Source organism: Proteus vulgaris, assembly GCF_011045815.1.
GTDB lineage: Bacteria > Pseudomonadota > Gammaproteobacteria > Enterobacterales > Enterobacteriaceae > Proteus > Proteus vulgaris_B.
Genome location: NZ_CP047344.1, coordinates 3,827,475 through 3,848,147, shown reverse-complemented (window position 1 = coordinate 3,848,147; position 20,673 = coordinate 3,827,475). Strand labels below are relative to the sequence as shown.

Here is a 20,673-nt window from a genome sequence, read left to right as displayed (position 1 = left end):
GCTATCCCTTTTAATCGACAAGACAAGATTTAAATTTATCGAACAGGGATGTTTGATGCAGATTTGGAGGCGTAAAGATGGAAATGGCAGCAGAAATAAGAGGGCGGATATTTAATATCCAGAAATACTCTATTTATGATGGTGATGGTATTCGTACTCTCGTTTTCTTAAAAGGCTGTAATATCCGCTGCCCTTGGTGTTCCAATCCAGAAGGTCTCAGCAGTGAGTTTCAGGTGATGTACTCTCACGACAAATGCGTAGATTGCGGTAAATGCGTTGATGTTTGTCCTGCGGGTGTGCACTACATGACAACCAATGAAAGTGGTAAACAAGTTCATCGTGTTGATCGCGCTGTTGATTGTATTGGTTGTCGTAAATGTGAAGAAGTCTGTATCTCTGATGCCCTTGATATTATGGGAAAAGATGTTTCTGTATCTGAACTAATGAAAATCATCATGCAAGATTATGACTTTTACATCTCTTCAGGGGGCGGTGTCACAATCGGTGGCGGTGAAATGAGTTTACAAACTGATTTTGCGGTTGCGCTTCTACGAGAATGTAAAAAGATGATGATCAATACCGCTGTGGAGACGCAAGCGACCACTAACGTGGCGAATTATGAAAAATTAGCGGAAGTTGTTGATCAATTTCTGATTGATATCAAACACATTGATACAGCTCAGCATAAAGCGTTGTTTGGTGTTGGTAATGAAAATGTCCGTCGTAATTTAGAACGTTTAATGGATCTCGGTGCCAATGTGGTTATTCGTATGCCATTAGTCCGTGGTTATAACGACTCTTATGATGCAATTACAGGAGCAATTAATTACGCCATGGAGCTATCAAAACGCGGAAATATTCAGCGTATTGATATTCTTCCTTATCATCAGTTTGGGCGTAATAAATACGAAAAATTGGAAATGATCTACCCAATAAAAAACGATCCTAGTTATACACCAGAAGAGTTAGACAGTTTAGAAGCCTTCTTTAAGAAATTTGATTTCGATATCCGTCTTGTCCGTCACTAAGTAGGAGAGAAAGATGAACAGTTTAGGTGTGATTGAAACACGAGGATTAACCGCAGCCATTCAAGCGGCAGATGCGGCTTGTAAAGCGGCAAATGTGGAAATTATTGGATACCGAAAAGTAGGATCTGGGTTGGTATCTGTCTGTTTTCGAGGCGAGATCAGTGCAGTAAGGACTGCGATTGATCATGGTGTTGATGTGGTTAGTCAAAAAGAGCTGGTTATTGGTTCATTAGTTATTGCAAGACCAGAACCAAGTGTTATCACCAAATTACTGACCATAAAAAGTAAGAAAAAAGCCCCTATTGTTACTGAAAAAACGCCAGAAATTGCTCTTGAAACAGTTGTTGAAACAATCGTTGAAGTCCCTGTTAAAAACGAAGTTGAGAAGCTAGAGACGACAAAAGCAGTTGCAGATTTACAGGCTCAAAATATTGCTGCTGAAACTAAAACTGTAGCAGACAAAGTACAAAGTAGTAAGAAAGAGATCAAACCAGAAGGCCGTAAAGGTAAAAAATAATGATTAATCAACAACTCATGGGAAAAATCCTCTCTCGTTTACCTGCACATGGCGTGATGTCGGGGGAGACTCAAGGAATGGCAATCCCTGTTGGTATTTCTAATCGGCATGTGCATCTTTCACAACAAGATGTTGAAGCATTATTTGGCAAAGGTTATCAACTCACTCCGTTTAAAGATCTCAAACAACCGGGTCAGTTTGCAGCCAAAGAGTGTGTGATGGTTGTGGGGCCAAAAGGCTCGATCAGTAAAGTTCGTGTTTTAGGGCCCGTTCGTCCACAAAGCCAATTAGAAATTTCAAAAGCTGACTGTTTTGCATTAGGTATAAAGGCACCAGTACGTGAATCGGGTGATTTAGTTGGTTCTGGCAATGCTGTTCTAATGGGGCCTGCGGGTCATGTTGAGTTAAAAGAACAAGTCATTTGCGCACAACGCCATATTCATATGAGTGTAATTGACGCCAGAATGTTAAACGTCACCAATGGGCAAAAAGTACACGTTAAAACAGAAGGTGAGCGTAGCCTGATTTTTGATGAAGTCGTTGTTCGTGTTAATGAGAAGTTTGCTTTGGAATTTCATATAGATACTGATGAGGCTAATGCTGCCGGGCTTCGCAATAACGATAGTGTATTTATTGTCAGCTAAGACAATGAGGTGACGTAATGGATGCTCAGTTAATAGAAAGGATTGTTGCTGAAATAGAAAAAAGAATGAAAAAATCGGTGTTGTTAGCACTTACTCCTGCACCGGGATACCAAGATGAAATTTGTCAACGTATCAACACTTTTTCTCATATTCGATTTTCTCTATTTGTCACAACACCGGCACAAGAGAGCCATGATTTGTCGAAATGGCGTCATCTAGGTGATATACATAAAGCGGACGAGTTCGATATTAATAATTTATCTTCTTATCACGCTTTATTCGTTCCCTATTTCGATAAAAAGCTGGTGGGTGAAATTATTAACGGGTTATCAATGAGTGAAGAAGGAGAATTAATTCATTCAGCATTAACTCAAAATATTCCCGTTATGGCTCTCCCATATTTTTGCCAACCAGAAAGTGAATTAAATGAGATTTTAGGTTTAAATAAAAATAAAGAGTACAACCTGCTTATTCAGGAAAATATTAATCGATTAAAATTATTAGGTGTTTCTTTTTATTCCATCAATGAAATAGAGACTCACTTGATTGATAATAATCATAATAAAAAAACTGAATGTTATCCTGAAATCAAGAAAGAAAATAATAATCGCTATATTACTTTAAATGAAGTAATGAATAAGCCTGGAGAATACTGTTTATCGCAAGATAAATTGACGGATTCTGCTATTGAATATTTAAAAAGTTTAACAAATTAATATTAAATTATATCTGATAACTCAGGAGTCTTATTATGTCACCAAAAGCTAAATCATGGCTTTGGATGCTGGCGGTTATTATTTCAGAAACCTCAGCAACCTCTACCTTAAAAATGTTTGATAATAGTGAAGGTACAACTAAAACATTATTATTAGGCTTAATTGTTGTTCTTTATGTTATTTGTTATTACTCATTATCACGTGCAGTGAAAAACATTCCAGTTGGTTTAGCTTATGCAACATGGTCTGGTACAGGTATATTAGTAGTTTCTTCTTTAGGTATGTTGTTTTATGGTCAACATCCTGATACTGCGGCAATGATAGGTATGGCCGTTATTGCCAGTGGTATTGTAATTATGAATCTCTTCTCCAAAATGGGATCAGAAGAAGAGGAAGAAGAGACAACTGAAGCGCCTAATATTAAACAGACGGCATCGTCAGTGAATAAATAAATCTATTTCTCAATAAATCTATTTTTTAATAAAACTATTCTTTGATAAATAAGTATTTATTAAAATAAATAAGGATAACAATTATGTTTACCGGATTCTTATGGCTGGCGCTGTCTATCGGTTCTGAAATCACCGGCACGTCTATGATCAAAAAAACAAATGGCTTTAGTAAATTAGCCCCTTCTATTTTAGTGATTGCTGCTTACTGTATTTGCTATTTTGCTTTAACCCGCGCTATGGGATATATTCCTGTGGGTGTGGCGTATTCACTTTGGTGTGGATTTGGTATTGTGGGCGTGACATTAGTTGCGATGATTTTATATAAACAAAAACCCGATTTACCAGCTATATTTTCTATGGCTTTAATTATCTCAGGCGGGATAATTATGAATACATTTTCTACAATGTAAGTTAACTTTATAAATTAGATATTGATTTTACCTTTTAACTTAAATGCCGATATAGTATATAAAATATATCGGCATTTTTATAATTTCTTTGTGTTTTTCTAAAATGAACATTGACTATAAAAAGATGTTTTTTTTATATTTTAAATTTTGAGTGAATATAATATTTGGAGGTTTTTATTTAAATGTAAATTATAAAAGGAATAAATATGTTTTCAATATTAAAAAATTTGGGTGGTCCAAATGTTAGGGAAGTAGATAGACGTGCTGAAACGAGTTATGTTAAAAAAAACAATACTCCTCATACTAGTATTAGTCATATTAATAATACGGATCAAAAATCGAACATACCTAATTTAGCACAAAGAACGATAGCTGCTAATTCTTCTGAATTATCGACATTCTCAGGGGATATATTAATATCTAATCAATTAGATAATAATAGCCTTTCCCCTCCATTACCACCCAAACCATCAATAAGTTCACCAATATATAAAACTCCTGGTTATACTTCAGATAGGTCTGGATTACTAGCAAGAAGAAAAAAAACTGGAGTTAACCAACTGAAGTTTAACCTACAAGAATCTAATGAAAAGGTTAGATTGGACAAAAAGAGAGATACTTTTTTAGACGCCGTTAAAAATTGTCTTAATACAGATAAACATAATGAAAAAGCGATAAGGTTATTTAATAATTTAGAAAATTATAAGTATAATAATGATAATTATCAATTTGTTGATAGGGCTATATATAGTAATTTAGCGTATTGTAAAGATACTTTAATTAAAGTAGGTGATGTTGTATTACCTGCAAATAAGGTTAGTGTTTCTAACTCTCCTCATATGACTATTGCATCCCAATACCCATTAAATAACAAAGAGAGTTTAAATAACTATTTTAATATGTTATTTGATAAAGATATAAAGAAAGTTTATATCCTAGCATCTAATGATGATATTGAAAATAAACTCTCTAAACTTAATAATAAATATAATAAAGGTGATTTTGAAAAAGAAGATTTTAAATATTTTAGAGAGGATTTAAATTTAGATGATATAAAATCTAGTCATATTGAAAAGTGGAATTTGAGTGAAAATAAAACAAATGGATCGTGTTTAGATTGTAAAATATACACTAAGTTAGTGACTAAAGAAGACAGTGGTGAAAAGAAGAAAATACACTTTGTGCATATTTATGATTGGAAAGATCATACAGGAATAGATGCGACAAAGTTAAAAAATACTATTGATATTGTTGGTCGTAATTTAAAAATAAATCCAACAAAAGAAAATATCGCTGTCCATTGCCTTGCTGGATTAGGAAGAACAGGGGAATTTATTGCTCTAATGGAAATGATGAAAGCAGAACAATCAGGGAATAAAGAAGGAAAAAGTTTAGAAAGTATTATCACTGATCTAAGGGAAAAGCGCAGTGTTCATGCGCTTTACCAGCCTGAACAAATTGCTGAGCTAGTTAAATTTGCAATAGAAAATAATATCCCGTTGCTCAATGATGATATTAAAATGAAATAATATTTGTTCAAAAAATCAGTATAACAATCCCCATTGCATTCACAATGGGGATATTTTTACGACATTACTGCTTTTTATTTTTTAGTTTTACTGCTCACTGACTTGCTGTAACTGTTTTTGACGCTCAGTTTGAGCGCTGACTTGATGGTTTCGCGCTAAAAAACTATACATCGTTGGTAATACAAACAGAGTAAACAGTGTGCCGACTAACATACCTGATACAATAATCAGCCCTAATCCATAGCGGCTATTCGCGCCTGCACCACTGGCAAATAATAGTGGAATAAGCCCAATCACCATTGCTGCGGTGGTCATTAATACAGGACGTAAGCGGATTTTTGCGGCTTCAATAATCGCATCACGACGGTTTAGATTTTTATGAATTTGCAGCTCATTAGCAAATTCCACCATTAAAATACCGTGCTTACTGATAAGTCCTATTAGTGTGACTAGACCAATTTGCGTGTAGATATTGAGTGTCACCATACCTAACGCTAATGGCACTAATGCACCGCAAATAGATAATGGTACGGTAATTAAGATAATCAACGGATCAACTAAGCTTTCATATTGTGCTGCTAACACTAAATAGATAATGATCAGTGCGGCAATAAATGCAAAAACTAACGTATTTCCTTCTTGAGTAAATTGGCGAGAATCAGATTGCCAATCATGACTAAAGCCCGCAGGTAATGAATTTGCTACATTATCTAAAAAGGCAACCGCTTGTCCCATGGTGACGCCGGGGGCGGGGATTGCTTGGAAAATCGCTGCATTTTGTTGATTAAATTGTGTGAGCTTATTAGGTTCAACTTGTGTCGTAATATTTACAACGGTTGATAATGGAATTAACACATTATCTTGAGTACGAATATAGTGCCCAGCAAGAGCCGCAGGCGTTAAACGTTGATGGCGTACACTTTGTGGAATAACGTCATAAGAGCGACCATCCATACCAAAACGGTTAATATAGTGCTCACCCACTAACAGTGAAAGTGATTCACCAATATCTTGCATACGAATGCCTAAACTATTGGCTTTAGCTCTATCTATGGCAACTTGAACAACGGGATTGTTGTAATCTAAATCGCTGTCTACTACGACAAATAGGCCACTTTCTCTGGCTTGCTGCTTGATTTGTTCCATTGTTTCAAACAAAACAGGATAACCTAATGGGCTACGTAGCACCATTTGTACAGGCAATCCACCCACAGAGCCTGGTAGAGAGGCTAATTGGAAAGCAAAAATACTGGTACCTTCCACATTATTGACGCGATTTTGCAAATCAGCTTGTATTTGATCTGCGTTGCGATCACGTAAATCCCAGCCATCAAAGTTAATACCACCAAAGCTCGCTGACGGGCCATCAGTACCATTAATTATCCATGTGCTGTCAGTTTCAGGCAGACTCATATAAATTTCATCTAGTTTCTGATTAAAGCGCTCAGCATAGGCAAGGTTTGCATGTTGTGGTGCTTTTACAGCAGTTAAGACACTAGCCTGATCTTCTGAAGGTGCTAGCTCTTGTTTTGTCTGGCTATATAAAAACGGTAAGCTGACAAACACAGCTAAGGCGAAAACAACGGTTAACCAGCGATTAGCTAAAGAAAAATTAAGGATATAGCCATAGTAGTGAGCCATCTTATCGAAAACAAGCTCAGCCATTTTAGCCATTTTGCCTTCATTTTCTTTTGGTTTTAACATTAATGAGCTCATCACAGGGGATAAAGTTAATGCCACAATGCCAGAAACAATCACACTACCTGCCAGCGTTATGGCAAATTCTTTAAATAATGCACCTGTTAATCCAGCCATTAAACCAATTGGCGCATAAACGGCAGCTAATGTAATTGTCATTGCAATAACAGGGCCGGCAACTTCTCTTGCTCCGACTAATGCTGCCTGAACAGGTGATAGCCCTTCTTCAATGTGTCGATGGACGTTTTCAACAACAACAATGGCATCATCTACAACCAGTCCAATGGCTAAAACCATTGCTAGCAAGGTGAGCAAGTTAATACTAAAGCCAAAAGCAAGCATTAATCCGGCTGCACCTAGCATCGATAACGGAATGGCAAGTACAGGAATAAGAACTGAACGAAATGATCCTAAACAGAGATAAATGACCGCGATAACGATTAAAATTGCTTCAATTAACGTTTGTACTACTTGATTAATAGAGGCTTTGATAAAACGTGAAGTTTCAAATGCCAGTTCTACATCGACACTAGGAGGTAAGGTTTTTTCAATATCAATTAGATGGTCTCTAATGCCATCAACAATCACAAGTGGATTACCTGTTGGTGTCGGGAATAAACCTAAAAATACGGCTTTTTTACCATTCATAATACCGCTAGTTTCAGTGGCTGCGGCACCTAGCTCGACAGTACCAATATCACGTAAACGGACAAGATTGTTACCATCATTAGAGATAACCATATCTTTAAATTCTTCGACATTAGTTAAATCAGTATTGACATAAACGTTAGCAATAACAAATTCACCTTCTACTTTTCCTGGCGCCGCTTGATAGTTGTTACGGCGAACTGCCTCTGCTACATCGCTAGCTGTTAAGTTACGGCCTGCTAATTTATCTGCATCTAACCATAAGCGCATGGCCAATTGTTGACCACCAAATACTTGTACTTTAGCAACGCCATTAATGGATGAGAACATCGGCTCAACAACGCGAGAAAGGTAGTCTGTAAGTTCGGGAATAGAAAGCTGTTCACTTGAGAAACCCACATAAGCTACGGCTGTAGATTCTCCTGATGAAAGCTCAATCACCGGATCATAAGCTTGTTCTGGCAACTTATAACGAACTTGATTTACCTTCGCCATAACTTGCGTTAAGGCTTGAGTCGGATCACGATTTAACTCCATTCGAACAGTGACTAAACTTTTACCTTGTACTGAAGATGAAGAAATATAATCAACACCCTCAACAGAAGAAACCGCTTGTGTAATTGGTTGAGTAACAAATCCCTGCATAAGCTCAGATGAAGCACCAGGATAATCTGTTGCAATCGTAATCGTTGAGTTCTGTAACATTGGGTATTGGCGAACGGGTAGTTTACTGAACGCAAATGCGCCCAGTAAAAGGATCAGTGTGCTAACAACTAATGCCAAAACAGGTCGCCGAACAAAAATATCGGTAAACTTCATTATTAACTCCCGTTATGGTTTTGTTGTCGCAGATTGGGCAAGCGCTAAGGTGTCTTGCTCAATAGGCTCAATTGAAATGCCATCACTTAATTTAATTTGGCCAGATGAGACAATTTGATCACCAAGCGCTAAGCCTTCTTTTATCTCGATCATGCCGTTGTAGCGCAATCCAACTTTCACAGAGACACGCTTAGCGATAAGGTTTTTTTGATTGTCAGATTGCGCTACAAACACGGTATCTCCATAGGCAGTATAAGTAACTGCCGTTTCTGGTACGGTTAATACCATAGGACTATCTGGAGAAGTAACTTGTACTCGAGCAAACATGCCCGCTTTTAATTTGTTATCAGTATTAGGTAAAACGGCTTGTACTTGTACAGTACGAGAAGGGCCAATAAGAGGATCGACGGCATTAATAGAACCTGTAAATACCATCTCTGGATAAGCATCCACCTCGATATTAATGGGCTGTTTTGCGGAAATTTTGGGAGCCGCTTGCTCATCAAGTGAGAAATTGAGTTTTAAATGACTCGCATCGACTAAAGATGCAACACGTTCACCCGCATTAAGATATTGTCCTTCATGAACAAGTTTGATCCCGACAATGCCATCAAAAGGTGCTTTTATTGCTTTTTGTGCAATTCGCGCTTTTACTTCACGAATGGATGCGGCAATCATATCGCGCTCAGATAATGTACTGTCTAATTGCGCGGCAGCTGCGACATTTTTACTATAAAGCTGTCTTGTACGGGAATAGAGTTTATCCGCGTTAGTTAATTGTGCTTGTAAACGCAATAATTCCGCTTGTTCAGGTTCATCATTTAATTTAGCTAAAATTTGACCGGCTTTAACAGTTTGTCCTGACTCAAAATTAATCACGGCAATACGGCCATTGGTTTCAGCCGCTAAATAGACTTGGCGTGCGGCTTCTAATTCCCCAACACCTTGCATATTATTTGGTAATTTTGATGATTGTACGGTTGCTAATGCCACTTTAGTGGGCGGGTAAGCAAATTGCTGTGATGCATCTTCATCAGATGATGTTGTTGCATAAACTGCTGCACCTGCACTGAGTAAAAAGAGTGAGGTACATATAGTAAGAGTAAGTTTTTTATTCATATTATTGTTGATCTCATAGTGACTGTTTTTCTATTTTTTATGGTTTTATGCGTTAATTTTTTTCCATAACGCTCTGAAATGACTTGCCATTGCTGTGGTCATTAATCCGCCAATAACGGCTAGATGCTCTATTGCAAAAAACATCGACAGCATGGCTTTATCTCCCGTCATATCCCAAAAGGTATGAACAATCACAATAGTTAAAAATAAAAAGACAGCTAAAGCGCCAGCACCTAGCCATAGATAGCGATCAAAAAGCACCAAAAGTGAGCCACAAAATAAGACGATCGCAGTGGCAATATTAAAAAACCAATCAGGTTTCAATCCCACAGCGCGCATTTCCACCAAACTATTCTCGTAATCAAAGACTTTGGCAAAGCCAGAAGAAAGAAATAAAACAAGAATAAGTAATCTAGCGATAAACCATAAAGAATGGCTTTCGAGAATACGTGCAATTGAATTTGGCATTCACCTGACCTCAACAATCTTAAAAAACAAAAACCAGCATCCCTCTGGCTTGACTTAATTTGAGGAGAGGACTATAAAACCTCAAGTTAAGTTGAGGTCAAGAGGAAAATATGGAAAAAGAGAAAATAGATTTCAATAGAGCACTTACAGTCGGTGAAGTGGCAAAGCGTAGTGGTGTTGCTATTTCGACGCTTCATTTTTATGAAGAAAAAGGTTTAATTGAAAGTTATCGAAGTGCAGGTAATCAGCGACGTTACCCACCTGTTGTATTACGTTATGTGGCAATTATCAAAGCGGCTCAAAGTACGGGAATTCCATTAAAAGAAATCCAAGAAATATTAGGAAAGTATCCACCAAATAGTAAATTAACGGCAGAACAATGGCACGAAATATCAACGGATTGGAAAGTGCGACTAGATGAACGTATTCGTCGTCTTAAACGATTACGTAACGGGCTTGACCACTGTATTGGCTGTGGTTGTTTATCGTTAAGTGATTGCCCATTACGTAATCCAGACGACATTTTAGGTGAGAAAGGTGCAGGAGCACAGATCCTATAATGAATGTTAAAAAGAAAACGAAGCGTTATCGGGTTTAAAGAAGCCCTCATAATCATCTTGGTTATCGTTCATACCTAATAAGTCGAGTGTAAATTGGTGATAAAAGCCTTGGTAAGAGAGAAGTGAAATTAACGCCTGATTAATTACCTCTTTATTATCACTATTTTCTAATTCACTTTCTTGGTGAGCATACATTAATAGCGCAACTTGACGTTTTTCTTTTAAGGTTTGATTGCCTTCATTTTTAACATCAAATTTATTTAATAACGCTAAGATATCTTTGACTGTATTCACGTTGGTGGTTTTTAAATATTGGTAAAAGGTAGGATTTAGTGTCGCCATTAAAGGATCTAATTCCTGATTTGCAATGCGCTTTGATGCAGAAAAATGAGGTTGTGGTTCATATAAGGTCTGTGTTTTTAAAGCATCAATCTTCATTATTACCCTCACTGGATGTTTCTATTTGAGGATGCATATCATCTGATGCATCAAACGTATTAATAAATTTCAGTAGAGTGTCTTTAATTTCTTGAGTAAATGTTGCTTGATAAGATTCAGAAAAAGGCTGGTGAAATTGTGATTTTAAATCATTGAGTGACAGAGCAGGATCAAAAAAAGTCACTTGATCACCAGCATGAATAGCAATGGTCTTGTTGTCATGAGATATCAATTCAATATTGATATTATTAAGCTCTTTCTCAAGATAAGAGCGTAGTGTTACGGGAATATCTAGCGTTATTTTTTTCTCTGAAGGTATTGCCGAAATTAAACGACGTGTGAGCTCAACTTGTATTTCTGGTGAGTCAAAAAATTGAGCAAGAGTATCGATTATTTGCTCCCTTTTTTGAAATTCATACTGTGCCAGTTGCTCTTGATATTGAATTGAGAATTTTAGTATATCCCCTAATAATGCCTGTAATCCTTTACTATAAGCTTGGTTTGCTATCTCCTTATTATACGCATCTAGTTTCTCATTAAAATCTCGGAGCATTTTTTTTGTCGCGAGTTTGGTCGCTAATTCGGTTTTATAAATATTATCAAGTTGTCGAACATATTTAGCCCGTATTAATACACCTTCACGAGTGTATGTTAAAAGATTTTCAGACAGCGAGCGCAGCATAATCTAGCACCAAAAGAAAAAGTGAATGGGATAAAAAGAGTGACTGAGGAAGTTCAACCAGTGATGATTGTGGTGCAAAAAGCAATGTGAAACGTTGAGCCAGTGCGGTTGAAATTGAATTAATAAAATCAAAGAGTAATTGATAGCCAATATTTATGGGTACGATACTTTCCAAAGGAGCCGTTATCTTCTTATCTATATTTAAAACAGAATAAAGAGATAAAAATGCTTTTAATTGTGGTTCTAACTGATAGTAATTACCAGATAATAAAAGCGTTTCTCTAGAGTACAAATAGCCTAAAAATAGAGAGCAACGAGGAAGTAATACCCAATGCGTAAAAATTTTCTCTACAATAATATCGATGTCACAATCTAGTTGATTAATAAGTTGATATTGCTGAATTAATTGGCGATTAGCGAGTTTATGCCAAATTATACTTTCTTTATTTGACGCTAATACATCGTAATCTGCATGAAGATAACTAAGTGGATCATACATTACACTGGATATTATTTCGAATTGCTCAGGAGTTAGATCTGTCATTATTCTCTTCCTTTTGTGTTTTTTTACGTCGAAATATTATCAATGAAATCGTAATGAGAACGGCGATCACTACCAATAATAAACTTAGAAATAACCAGGAAGTAAGAAATGAATCAGAGCTATTTTGATAAAGTTGATTTTTTATTATGTTGAACTTATTAATATTTCTTGGATACAACAAAACGGTAATATTATTCTCATTCATATCGTTAAAGGCATTATGAATAAAAGCACGAACATCTTCGCTTAATTGATCATTATCTAGCATACCCTCTTCATAAAAAACTAAAGCTGAAGCATGAGGCGTTGGAATAACGCGTTCAGTCGGGGATATTGGATAACTTACATGTACCCTAGCATCAATAATATGATCAATTGTGAGTAATGATTGTTCTAATCGTTGCTCAATGGCAGAAATTAAACGTGCTTTTTCGGCTTGAGGTGATGATACCAATGCATCTGATGGAAATAACTGAGTTACTTCAATTCGAGATAGTGTAGGTAATTGATATTCTTCTAAAATTTGAATTGCAATTCCCATATCTTCTTTTTTGACCGAAACATCAAATAACCCTTTTCCTAATGCTTTACGAGTACTGGTTATTTGGTGTTTTTGTAAAACGGCTTGAATTTCAGTTGCCTGTCTTTGATCCAAATTGGTGAGTAGAGATTGATCTTTACAGCCACTTAATAATGGAAACAGGCAACATAATAATGCCAAAAACAAATATCGCATTTTCATTACTATTGTGCCTTGAGTAATGTTTCAACAATATTCAGTGATTTTCTGGCTAACGTGCTCGCTAAATTCATGGTGATGGTATAGTCATTAAGCGTTGTTTGTAGCTTGGTATAACCTTGTACATCCGTCAGTTTGCCTAATGTTGCTAACTTCTCTTGAATTTGTTTTTCATATTGAAAACTATGAGTCACTGTCTTCGCCATAATCGTGGATAGGTTGTCCTCACCATGATTATTTTCATTGGATAATGCATTGAGATTAATAGGAACAACGGGTGTAATAGCCATATATTTCCTCCATTAAATAAAAACTAACGCATATTCCCGATAATGCTCATTGCCAAGTCTTTCACAACTTTAATCGACGTTGATTCTGCATTACGCGTAATATTATATTCAGCAAGTCTTGCTTGATAATCGGCTAATGCGGCTGCATTTGAGGTATCGGCTTTTAATGCGTCTAATGCATTTTTCAATGCATCACTTTGGTTTTTAACTGGCTCTTGAAAATAATCATCAACTTTTGCTATGGAGCTGACATCATCGGCAACGGGATAAGCTGGCATAATATTCATCCTTTATGGTTTTTAAAATTCATCGTGTATTAGTATTGCTATTATCCTTTAGGAAAATAACGGTGTTGGCTATCAAGAAAAATATATCCGTTATCTTCTTGTAAAATAGCTTTGTTTTTTAATGTAGGATTACTCATATTTTCGCGGTAAAAAATAAATTTTCTTCCAAAAAGAGTAGTTTGTTTTTTTATATAATCATCAATGATGATTTTATTTTCTTTATCTAAAATATCTTCAAAAATAAAAATCAATCCATTATTTTTTTCTTCAACTTTGTAACCTGTCGTTTTTGCAAAAGGTAATTTATTCATTTCATCAATAATACTTGGAAGTGAAATGGCGTGAATTATAGGTAGACAATACGGTGTAAATCGATTGTTGATAAAATTTATCACTTTTATTTTTTCATGTTCATTATGATAAATAAAATTAATTATGGGTTTTTGTTGATCTTTTAAGATTAAATGCACTATTTTTTTATTGTTATCAATTAGCAAGTTATTTATTTTATCTGTGTTGATATATATGATCTTTTCTTTTGATAAACTATTTTTTTCAAATATAGGATAGCTTTTATCATAAACACAATAGTAGTTTTCGTTACCTTCAAAACCTTTGAAGTTAAAGCTTTCTTGGATAGACGGTGGAGTTTCTTTATCCTTGTTTTTTAAAACGAAAAATGAAAAAAGGAAGATTGATAATAATATTATTATCGTAAATGAAAAAACAAATTTCTGGATGGAATTTAATGATTTTTTCTTATTTTTGAAATGAAAAGAAGAGAATGATAGTGTGCTTTTATCACTGATTAAAAAAATAGGAATATCATTAAGATAAATAGGTTTATCTAATACTATATCGTAAGTTTTATCTATTTCATCCTTGTTTAAACTTTGCTCAATAGTGTATTGATTATTTTTTCCCCTTTTTTCATCCAATGTAATGGAGAGTGTTTTTTCTTCTTTTTCTTTATCACAAGGAATATAAATGATTGTTTTTAAACTGTCTTTTTTATTTTCTTGATAGTTACTTTTATACAGGACAACGGTATAGTGATTGGGTGTTAATGGAATTAACGAGCCTCTTAATGGACCATTGAGGACATAAATATAATATAGCATGGAATTAGCCTAATGATAAATTGTTATTAATTCATAAATTAAATGTAGCTTAGTGAAATATAAAAAAAAATCTTTTAAAAAAAAGAACATGTTTTTTATTTGATATTTGAAAATAATACATTATTGTCATGTTTTTAAAATAATAAACGAAAAAAATCTGATATTCATCTTTATAGTTAATTGTGTGAGATATTATTGTAAGATTATATAAAGTAAAATAATAAAAATGAGTTAACTAAATATTTACTATCTTTACTTTTTAATTTTATGATAAGTATAACGAGAGGTATTCACCATGTTGATAAATGATATAAAAATAAGTGGCGATAAAAATATATTGCTAGGTAATTCATTGTTCTTTTGCATTCCTTTAAAGAATGATTATCCGGTAAAGATATATGACGAAAAAAAGACTAGAATTATAAAAGGAAAGGCTTTTATTTATAATGCTAAAAATGATGATGTTATTTTCCAATCAGAAAACCAGTCTTGGCGTATTGAAAAACGATCATTTTTTATTTGTGCAAGATTATTGGCATTTATTGATTATGCTCGTGATTTTTCAAAAATGACAGCGATAGGATCTGAATTTGATATTAATCAGCAGATTTTTTATATAGAAGATACTAATAAATCTCTAGAATACGTATTAATAAATGAAGCAATAAAACCAGAAAGCCAATTAGAGTCTCTATTTGTCACAATAAGACACAGTGAAAGTTATTGGCTTATTTTGCATCTTATTAGTTACTTAGATGAGAAAAAAAGTAATATTGCACAAATTGGAGAGCGATATGGAGTATCAGGTACGCATTTTAGACGACTGTGTAAACGTTATTTAGGTAATTGTGGAAAAAGCCAATTGCGTTCATGGCGTGCAGCATCTTCAATTTTAACCACGCTTTCAACCGATGAATCATTGACACAAATTGCAGTCGATAATGGATTTAGTTCCGCATCTCATTTCTCTAATGAAATTAAGACGTTATTTGGTATTACACCAACAGAATTTCGTCGAATTGGTCAATATCTTTATGAAAATAAAAAATAAAATTTATTGTGTTATTGGGCTAGCACTTTGTTGCAGTTTATCTTTTCAAACTCAAGCTGCTCAAGGAAAGGTTATTTATACGCATCAGGTGAAAAAACCGGATGTTTTTATTGCGGTTGATACACGAGTCGAGCAATTTTTTCTCGTGTTATCAGATAAACTAGATAAACCTTTTATTCTGAGTAATGCAGTAAAAAAGGAAAGAGTAACTGGAAATTTTGATATTTCCTCACCAGAAGAAGCATTTGAATTGATGGTGAAACGTTTATCATTGCTCTATTTTAATGATGGAAAATCAATCTATATTTATGAAAGCAGTGAGATATTACAAGAACTCTTTCAGGTAAAAAATATAGGTCTAATCGAGCTAAAAGACTATTTACAAGATGTAGGATTATATGATCAGCGTTATCCACTGCGTGCAGGTCAAGATCAACGTACTTTTTATATTTCGGGGCCTCCTGTTTATATTAAATTAGTCAAAGCCGCAGCTGAGTTTTTAGATAATGATGCACAAGAAAAAATTAATGAAAATACCAATAACCAAGTACCCGTGGGGAGTTCTCGCTATGGTGATGAGTTTGTACAGATATTTCCATTAAAAAATACCTTTGTACAAGATAGAACTTATACCTTACGCGATGAAACAGTGGTGCTACCGGGTATTACTTCTGTTTTACAGCAGTTATTTATGTCCTCTAAAGGAATAGAAAGAACAGCAGTAGAACCTCATAAAACGCTAGAAAATAACGATAGTCAGAAATACGATGAAGCGGTAAATAGTATTGAAGAAACGAATACTCCTATTATAACTAAAATAGGGCAATATAACGTCGAATTAGTGCCATTACCGAGTTCAAATAGTCTTTTAGTAAAGACAAACCGAGAGGGATTGGCATTAATCGATTCACTCATTTCTCAATTAGATAAACCCAAAAGACAAGTTGAATTGTCGTTATGGATAATCGATATTTCTAAAAATAAAGCAGATAGTTTAGGTGTTAATTGGCAAGCAAGTTATGGCTCAGGTAAAGGCAGCTTCTTTTTTAATACGGCAAGTTTAAGTGCTGCATCTGGTTTTAACTTTTTAGGTAAAATTAAAGCATTGAGTGAAGATGGTGAAGCGCAAATGGTATCTCGCCCAATGTTATTAACACAAGAAAATACCCCCGCCATTTTTGATAACAACACGACTTTTTATACTCAAATAAAAGGTGAACGCGTTGCTTCATTAGAATCGACAACATTTGGCACGATGATCAGTGTGTTACCACGTATCGGTAATTCAAGTAAAGATATTGAGATGATCATTAATCTTGAAGATGGTGCAGAAAAAAAAGACGATAATGGTGATGATGAAAGTGTTGAAAAATTACCTGTAATTAACCGTACAAATATTAGTACTGTTGCTCGTGTTTCGGAAGGTGGAAGTTTATTAATTGGTGGGTATACACGAGAAGATAATGTGAAAGCCGAAACTAAAGTTCCTTTTTTAAGTGCTATCCCTTTAGTTGGCCGAGCTTTTAAATATGAGTCTAATAATAATAAAAAAATGATCCGTATTTTTATGCTGCAACCTCGATTATTAGAAAACACGGATGCTGAAGATTTTGGATCTTTAATCGAAAATCCATTTCAACCAATAGATAAAAAAACATCTCAAGCATTAAAACAGCTTCAAGCCTTTATGAGGTAGCACTATGATCGGGCCAATTAATACCTCTGATTCTACAAATTTGGTACACAATAGTATTGGTAAAAAAAGCCAACAAGAAACAGAGTATAAACAACCAAAAATAAATGAAAGTCAAAACTATCAAAATCAATTAATAGAGATATCTGATGATATGTCTATGGTTGCAACACTATTTTCTCAACGTTTTGGTCAATCATTAGATAAAAAAGCAAATAGAGGACAAAGTACATTATATATTACAGAAGAGGGCTCGGATAAAAAACTTGATAAAGTCATGATGTTATTTAGAAAATCAGGGCGAAGTTTGCAAGAATTGCTCAATTACTTACGTAAAATGTTCCCTGATGAAAGTGATCTCGTTATGGTTTTACGAGAATTACTTAGAAAAAGAAAGCTAGGTTCGCAATTAGATGCAGGTATTGAGAATGAGATAAATCGTTTACTTGAAGGTGAAAATGGAAAGCAAATTAGAGCCGGTATTAATATTGCGCTTCAGGCTAAAACATTTGCAAAGTTACTTTCTCTCAATGCTTCGACATTAAGAAATCTTTATCGTAGTTTTATTAATCTTGATTTTGAACCCATTTATTTTTTTAAAATGTGGATAGAAGAATATGATATTAAACAATGTACAATTATCTTGAGTTTTCTAACACAAAGCATAATTTGTGATATGCAATCATCAATGCCAAGTTGTTCTCAAAGTTCAGAGTTTGGTTACTTGCTTGACCGAGTTAATAAATTACGGGCTTTAAGTAGTTTTATAGAAATCAATATAGATAAACTCGAAAAACAAGATTTAAAAAATAAAATAACAGATAAAGAACTGTATCAATTGATTTTTCATGGAATGACATTTCCAGAAGAAATGGAAAAGTATTTAGTCTCTCTTTTAGAAAATGAATGGATAAATTATTTGGTTAATATGAAAATGAAATTATTACAAGGGCTAAAGACGATATTCAATAATTATCCTGAATCATTATATTTATCTTATGAATTTAAAGATGAATGCCAAATAATTATACAAAAACTTATAGATAATTACCTCCAATTAGAACAATATCAACAAAGAAAATAAATAAAAAATAATTTATGGATAATTTCTATGATTTATAGATTCCTATTGGCAATAAAAAACAAACCAGAGCTAATCGTATTATCGGTTATGATTTTGGTTATTATGATGTTAATTATACCCTTGCCAACGTATATTGTGGATTTCCTTATTGGATTGAATATTACTATTTCTCTTCTTATTTTTATGAGTTCATTTTATATTACCCGAATATTGAACTTTATGACCTTTCCAGCATTATTATTGATTACGACACTTTTTCGGCTTGCTCTTTCTATTAGTACAAGTCGATTAATATTGTTAGATGCTGATGCCGGTGAAATTATTATGTCATTTGGTGAGTTTGTTATCGGTGAAAATTTAGTCGTTGGTTTTGTAGTTTTCTCTATTGTCACTGTCGTGCAATTTTTAGTGATTACTAAAGGCTCTGAGCGTGTTGCAGAAGTTGCGGCACGCTTTTCTTTGGATGGTATGCCCGGAAAACAAATGAGTATTGATGCTGATTTAAAATCCGGCATTATTACTAATGAAGAAGTAAAAATAAGAAGAAAAGAATTAGGTCAAGAAAGCCAATTATATGGATCTTTTGATGGTGCAATGAAATTTATTAAAGGCGATGCTATTGCGGGCATTATCATTATTTTTGTTAACTTAATAGGGGGTATTTCTGTCGGTATGGCGCAAATGGATTTATCAATTTCACAGGCGTTACATACTTATACACTTTTGACCATTGGTGATGGGCTTGTTGCCCAAATTCCTGCATTGCTGATTTCTATTAGTGCGGGTTTTATTGTCACGCGTGTTGGTGGTGAAAATAATAATCTTGGTTTTAGCATTATGAATGAATTGCTTGCTCAAGATTTTGCATTATTAGTGACGGCCATCCTTGCTTTTGTTATTGGTTTTTTACCTGGTTTTCCAACGCCTGTTTTCCTTATTTTATCGATAATATTAGGAGGCTATTTCTTTAAAAAAAAATGGAAAAGCAAGAAAAAAGTAGCCTCTACAGAAAATGAGGATGAAAAAAATGAAGATAATGCTTCAGATCCTGAAGGTAAAAAAGGTATTATTTCAAACCTATTTTCAAATAAAAATGAATTAGATGATGAAAATAGTTTGTTAACTGAAAACATTACTTTATCTCAAGCAGAAACATTACCTTTAATTATTACCGTATCCTCGAAGAAGAAAGCGTATCTTTCAAAATTAGTGTTCGAAAAATGGTTGAAAAAAGAGTTTATTTTACAATATGGAGTATTGCTTCCTGATATTGTTATTCATTACTCAGATATAATTGATGAAAATAAAATTATTATTTTAATAAACGAAGTTAAGGCTGATGAATTTGATTGTCCTTTTCCCTTTGTTTATATTGAAAATTCTAATGATGAACTTTTATCTTTAGATTTTAAATTGTTAGAAATTAAGAATGATGATGTTATCCATTATTGGGTTAATAAAAATGAGGCGGATAAATTAGCATTGTTAGATTATAAAGTAGAATTACCAGAAAATTATTTCTATAGAAAATTCTCCAACTTGATTACATTAAATATTGTTGAATTTCTTGGAATACAAGAGACAAAAAATATCCTTGATAAAATAGAGGAAAACTCACCAGAGCTATTAAAAGAGTGTTATAGACAAGTATCTATTCAACGAATTAATGATGTTTTACAACGTCTAGTGCAAGAAAAGATCCCTATTAGAAATATAAAAACAATTATAGGAGGATTAGTACAATGGGGAAGTAAAGAAAAAGATCCTGTGCTTTTAACGGAACATATACGATCACTACTTTCGCGTTATATTAGCCACTTTTTTTCAAAAGATGGAAAATTTAATGTGATTATTTTATCTCATGATGTAGAAGAGATTATTCGTGGTGGAATAAGACAGAGTTCTTCAGGGACATTTTTAAATTTAGAACCTGCGGAGCTTGATATGATAATAGAAAAAATATCTACCGCTATTGATGAGATTAAATATATTCAAGATTATGTCTTTTTAACAGCAATAGATATAAGACGATTTGTTAAAAAGCTGATAGAAACGCAATATCCACAATTATCTGTATTGTCTTATGATGAAATTACATCTGACATTGAAATTAACGTTTTACAATCTATTTAGGAG

The 20,673-nt window shown here is 34.0% G+C and carries 22 protein-coding genes; 12 read left to right on the top strand and 10 right to left on the bottom strand.

Translation table 11 applies throughout. The features are described from left to right. The first annotated feature begins 77 nt into the window (after nucleotides 1-77). From cutD to GTH24_RS18025, 7 genes are all read left to right on the top strand, one after another. A complete protein-coding gene (gene cutD / locus GTH24_RS18055) occupies nucleotides 78-1,028 on the top strand; it encodes a choline TMA-lyase-activating enzyme (protein WP_164526794.1) in 951 nt (316 codons plus the stop codon). A gap of 13 nt (nucleotides 1,029-1,041) precedes the next feature. Continuing rightward, nucleotides 1,042-1,545, top strand: a complete 504-nt coding sequence (locus GTH24_RS18050) for a BMC domain-containing protein (protein WP_072069142.1) — start codon at nucleotides 1,042-1,044, stop codon at nucleotides 1,543-1,545. Then, nucleotides 1,545-2,189, top strand: a complete 645-nt coding sequence (locus GTH24_RS18045) for a phosphate propanoyltransferase (protein ID WP_072069141.1) — start codon at nucleotides 1,545-1,547, stop codon at nucleotides 2,187-2,189. Before GTH24_RS18050 ends, GTH24_RS18045 begins: the two co-directional genes overlap by 1 nt. Before the next feature lie 17 nt (nucleotides 2,190-2,206). After that, a complete protein-coding gene (locus GTH24_RS18040) occupies nucleotides 2,207-2,905 on the top strand; it encodes a hypothetical protein (protein ID WP_072069140.1) in 699 nt (232 codons plus the stop codon). A 35-nt stretch (nucleotides 2,906-2,940) separates the two neighbouring features. Beyond that, on the top strand, nucleotides 2,941-3,357 hold the full coding sequence (locus GTH24_RS18035; protein WP_072069139.1) for a DMT family transporter: 417 nt from the start codon (nucleotides 2,941-2,943) through the stop codon (nucleotides 3,355-3,357). A gap of 83 nt (nucleotides 3,358-3,440) precedes the next feature. Continuing rightward, nucleotides 3,441-3,767, top strand: coding sequence for a DMT family transporter (locus GTH24_RS18030; RefSeq protein ID WP_072069138.1), 327 nt, complete (start codon nucleotides 3,441-3,443; stop codon nucleotides 3,765-3,767). Between the two features lie 206 nt (nucleotides 3,768-3,973). After that, nucleotides 3,974-5,296, top strand: a complete 1,323-nt coding sequence (locus GTH24_RS18025; RefSeq protein ID WP_164526793.1) for a protein-tyrosine phosphatase family protein — start codon at nucleotides 3,974-3,976, stop codon at nucleotides 5,294-5,296. A gap of 87 nt (nucleotides 5,297-5,383) precedes the next feature. On the opposite strand, the gene GTH24_RS18020 is transcribed toward GTH24_RS18025, so the two are convergent. From GTH24_RS18020 to GTH24_RS18010, 3 genes are read right to left on the bottom strand one after another with little or no spacing between them, the layout of a single operon-like run. Further along, complete coding sequence (locus GTH24_RS18020; protein ID WP_072069137.1) at nucleotides 5,384-8,461, bottom strand: MexW/MexI family multidrug efflux RND transporter permease subunit; 3,078 nt, start codon at nucleotides 8,459-8,461, stop codon at nucleotides 5,384-5,386. Nucleotides 8,462-8,473: 12 nt separating this feature from the next. Further along, nucleotides 8,474-9,580: an efflux RND transporter periplasmic adaptor subunit gene (locus GTH24_RS18015; RefSeq protein WP_115350298.1), complete on the bottom strand. Its 1,107-nt coding sequence runs from the start codon at nucleotides 9,578-9,580 to the stop codon at nucleotides 8,474-8,476. Nucleotides 9,581-9,625: 45 nt separating this feature from the next. Further along, nucleotides 9,626-10,048: a DoxX family protein gene (locus GTH24_RS18010; protein WP_164526792.1), complete on the bottom strand. Its 423-nt coding sequence runs from the start codon at nucleotides 10,046-10,048 to the stop codon at nucleotides 9,626-9,628. 110 nt (nucleotides 10,049-10,158) lie between these two features. Here GTH24_RS18010 and soxR point away from each other — a divergent pair, with 110 nt between their 5' ends. Continuing rightward, entirely contained in the window at nucleotides 10,159-10,608 is a 450-nt protein-coding gene (soxR, locus tag GTH24_RS18005; protein ID WP_072069134.1) for a redox-sensitive transcriptional activator SoxR, read from the top strand. Nucleotides 10,609-10,614: 6 nt separating this feature from the next. Here the strand turns inward: soxR and GTH24_RS18000 are convergent, their stop codons facing one another. The 7 genes from GTH24_RS18000 to GTH24_RS17970 are packed head-to-tail and all read right to left on the bottom strand — an operon-like array spanning nucleotide 10,615 to nucleotide 14,709. Continuing rightward, nucleotides 10,615-11,046, bottom strand: a complete 432-nt coding sequence (locus GTH24_RS18000) for a hypothetical protein (RefSeq protein ID WP_072069133.1) — start codon at nucleotides 11,044-11,046, stop codon at nucleotides 10,615-10,617. After that, entirely contained in the window at nucleotides 11,036-11,728 is a 693-nt protein-coding gene (locus GTH24_RS17995) for a MoaD/ThiS family protein (protein WP_072069132.1), read from the bottom strand. The genes GTH24_RS18000 and GTH24_RS17995 overlap by 11 nt, the downstream gene beginning before the upstream one ends. Next, nucleotides 11,709-12,272 (bottom strand): type III secretion protein, encoded by a 564-nt coding sequence (locus GTH24_RS17990; protein ID WP_072069131.1) that lies wholly within the window; start codon nucleotides 12,270-12,272, stop codon nucleotides 11,709-11,711. The genes GTH24_RS17995 and GTH24_RS17990 overlap by 20 nt, the downstream gene beginning before the upstream one ends. Continuing rightward, a complete protein-coding gene (gene sctJ, locus GTH24_RS17985) occupies nucleotides 12,253-13,014 on the bottom strand; it encodes a type III secretion system inner membrane ring lipoprotein SctJ (RefSeq protein ID WP_072069130.1) in 762 nt (253 codons plus the stop codon). The genes GTH24_RS17990 and sctJ overlap by 20 nt, the downstream gene beginning before the upstream one ends. A 2-nt stretch (nucleotides 13,015-13,016) precedes the next feature. Beyond that, nucleotides 13,017-13,301, bottom strand: a complete 285-nt coding sequence (gene sctI / locus GTH24_RS17980; protein WP_072069129.1) for a type III secretion system inner rod subunit SctI — start codon at nucleotides 13,299-13,301, stop codon at nucleotides 13,017-13,019. 23 nt (nucleotides 13,302-13,324) lie between these two features. Next, nucleotides 13,325-13,579: a type III secretion system needle filament subunit SctF gene (gene sctF / locus GTH24_RS17975; protein ID WP_072069128.1), complete on the bottom strand. Its 255-nt coding sequence runs from the start codon at nucleotides 13,577-13,579 to the stop codon at nucleotides 13,325-13,327. 50 nt (nucleotides 13,580-13,629) lie between these two features. Further along, complete coding sequence (locus tag GTH24_RS17970; protein ID WP_164526791.1) at nucleotides 13,630-14,709, bottom strand: PrgH/EprH family type III secretion apparatus protein; 1,080 nt, start codon at nucleotides 14,707-14,709, stop codon at nucleotides 13,630-13,632. A 295-nt stretch (nucleotides 14,710-15,004) separates the two neighbouring features. Between GTH24_RS17970 and GTH24_RS17965 the strand changes: the two genes are divergently transcribed. Genes GTH24_RS17965 through GTH24_RS17950 form a run of 4 tightly spaced genes read left to right on the top strand, consistent with a single transcriptional unit; the run spans nucleotide 15,005 to nucleotide 20,670 of the window. Continuing rightward, complete coding sequence (locus GTH24_RS17965) at nucleotides 15,005-15,760, top strand: helix-turn-helix domain-containing protein (protein WP_072069126.1); 756 nt, start codon at nucleotides 15,005-15,007, stop codon at nucleotides 15,758-15,760. After that, nucleotides 15,744-17,456 carry a type III secretion system outer membrane ring subunit SctC gene (gene sctC, locus GTH24_RS17960; RefSeq protein ID WP_164526790.1) on the top strand — a complete coding sequence of 571 codons (1,713 nt, stop codon included), beginning with the start codon at nucleotides 15,744-15,746 and terminating at the stop codon, nucleotides 17,454-17,456. The genes GTH24_RS17965 and sctC overlap by 17 nt, the downstream gene beginning before the upstream one ends. A gap of 4 nt (nucleotides 17,457-17,460) precedes the next feature. Then, nucleotides 17,461-18,537, top strand: a complete 1,077-nt coding sequence (gene sctW / locus GTH24_RS17955) for a type III secretion system gatekeeper subunit SctW (protein ID WP_072069125.1) — start codon at nucleotides 17,461-17,463, stop codon at nucleotides 18,535-18,537. 27 nt (nucleotides 18,538-18,564) lie between these two features. Continuing rightward, complete coding sequence (locus GTH24_RS17950) at nucleotides 18,565-20,670, top strand: EscV/YscV/HrcV family type III secretion system export apparatus protein (protein ID WP_164526789.1); 2,106 nt, start codon at nucleotides 18,565-18,567, stop codon at nucleotides 20,668-20,670. The last annotated feature ends 3 nt before the right edge of the window (nucleotides 20,671-20,673 follow it).

Bases quoted from the DNA above. Each gene is read 5' to 3' on its own strand.
- cutD (WP_164526794.1), top strand. From the start codon at position 78: ATGGAAATGGCAGCAGAAATAAGAGGGCGGATATTTAATATCCAGAAA.
- GTH24_RS18050 (WP_072069142.1), top strand. From the start codon at position 1,042: ATGAACAGTTTAGGTGTGATTGAAACACGAGGATTAACCGCAGCCATT.
- GTH24_RS18045 (WP_072069141.1), top strand. From the start codon at position 1,545: ATGATTAATCAACAACTCATGGGAAAAATCCTCTCTCGTTTACCTGCA.
- GTH24_RS18040 (WP_072069140.1), top strand. From the start codon at position 2,207: ATGGATGCTCAGTTAATAGAAAGGATTGTTGCTGAAATAGAAAAAAGA.
- GTH24_RS18035 (WP_072069139.1), top strand. From the start codon at position 2,941: ATGTCACCAAAAGCTAAATCATGGCTTTGGATGCTGGCGGTTATTATT.
- GTH24_RS18030 (WP_072069138.1), top strand. From the start codon at position 3,441: ATGTTTACCGGATTCTTATGGCTGGCGCTGTCTATCGGTTCTGAAATC.
- GTH24_RS18025 (WP_164526793.1), top strand. From the start codon at position 3,974: ATGTTTTCAATATTAAAAAATTTGGGTGGTCCAAATGTTAGGGAAGTA.
- GTH24_RS18020 (WP_072069137.1), bottom strand. From the start codon at position 8,461: ATGAAGTTTACCGATATTTTTGTTCGGCGACCTGTTTTGGCATTAGTT.
- GTH24_RS18015 (WP_115350298.1), bottom strand. From the start codon at position 9,580: ATGAATAAAAAACTTACTCTTACTATATGTACCTCACTCTTTTTACTC.
- GTH24_RS18010 (WP_164526792.1), bottom strand. From the start codon at position 10,048: ATGCCAAATTCAATTGCACGTATTCTCGAAAGCCATTCTTTATGGTTT.
- soxR (WP_072069134.1), top strand. From the start codon at position 10,159: ATGGAAAAAGAGAAAATAGATTTCAATAGAGCACTTACAGTCGGTGAA.
- GTH24_RS18000 (WP_072069133.1), bottom strand. From the start codon at position 11,046: ATGAAGATTGATGCTTTAAAAACACAGACCTTATATGAACCACAACCT.
- GTH24_RS17995 (WP_072069132.1), bottom strand. From the start codon at position 11,728: ATGCTGCGCTCGCTGTCTGAAAATCTTTTAACATACACTCGTGAAGGT.
- GTH24_RS17990 (WP_072069131.1), bottom strand. From the start codon at position 12,272: ATGACAGATCTAACTCCTGAGCAATTCGAAATAATATCCAGTGTAATG.
- sctJ (WP_072069130.1), bottom strand. From the start codon at position 13,014: ATGAAAATGCGATATTTGTTTTTGGCATTATTATGTTGCCTGTTTCCA.
- sctI (WP_072069129.1), bottom strand. From the start codon at position 13,301: ATGGCTATTACACCCGTTGTTCCTATTAATCTCAATGCATTATCCAAT.
- sctF (WP_072069128.1), bottom strand. From the start codon at position 13,579: ATGCCAGCTTATCCCGTTGCCGATGATGTCAGCTCCATAGCAAAAGTT.
- GTH24_RS17970 (WP_164526791.1), bottom strand. From the start codon at position 14,709: ATGCTATATTATATTTATGTCCTCAATGGTCCATTAAGAGGCTCGTTA.
- GTH24_RS17965 (WP_072069126.1), top strand. From the start codon at position 15,005: ATGTTGATAAATGATATAAAAATAAGTGGCGATAAAAATATATTGCTA.
- sctC (WP_164526790.1), top strand. From the start codon at position 15,744: ATGAAAATAAAAAATAAAATTTATTGTGTTATTGGGCTAGCACTTTGT.
- sctW (WP_072069125.1), top strand. From the start codon at position 17,461: ATGATCGGGCCAATTAATACCTCTGATTCTACAAATTTGGTACACAAT.
- GTH24_RS17950 (WP_164526789.1), top strand. From the start codon at position 18,565: ATGATTTATAGATTCCTATTGGCAATAAAAAACAAACCAGAGCTAATC.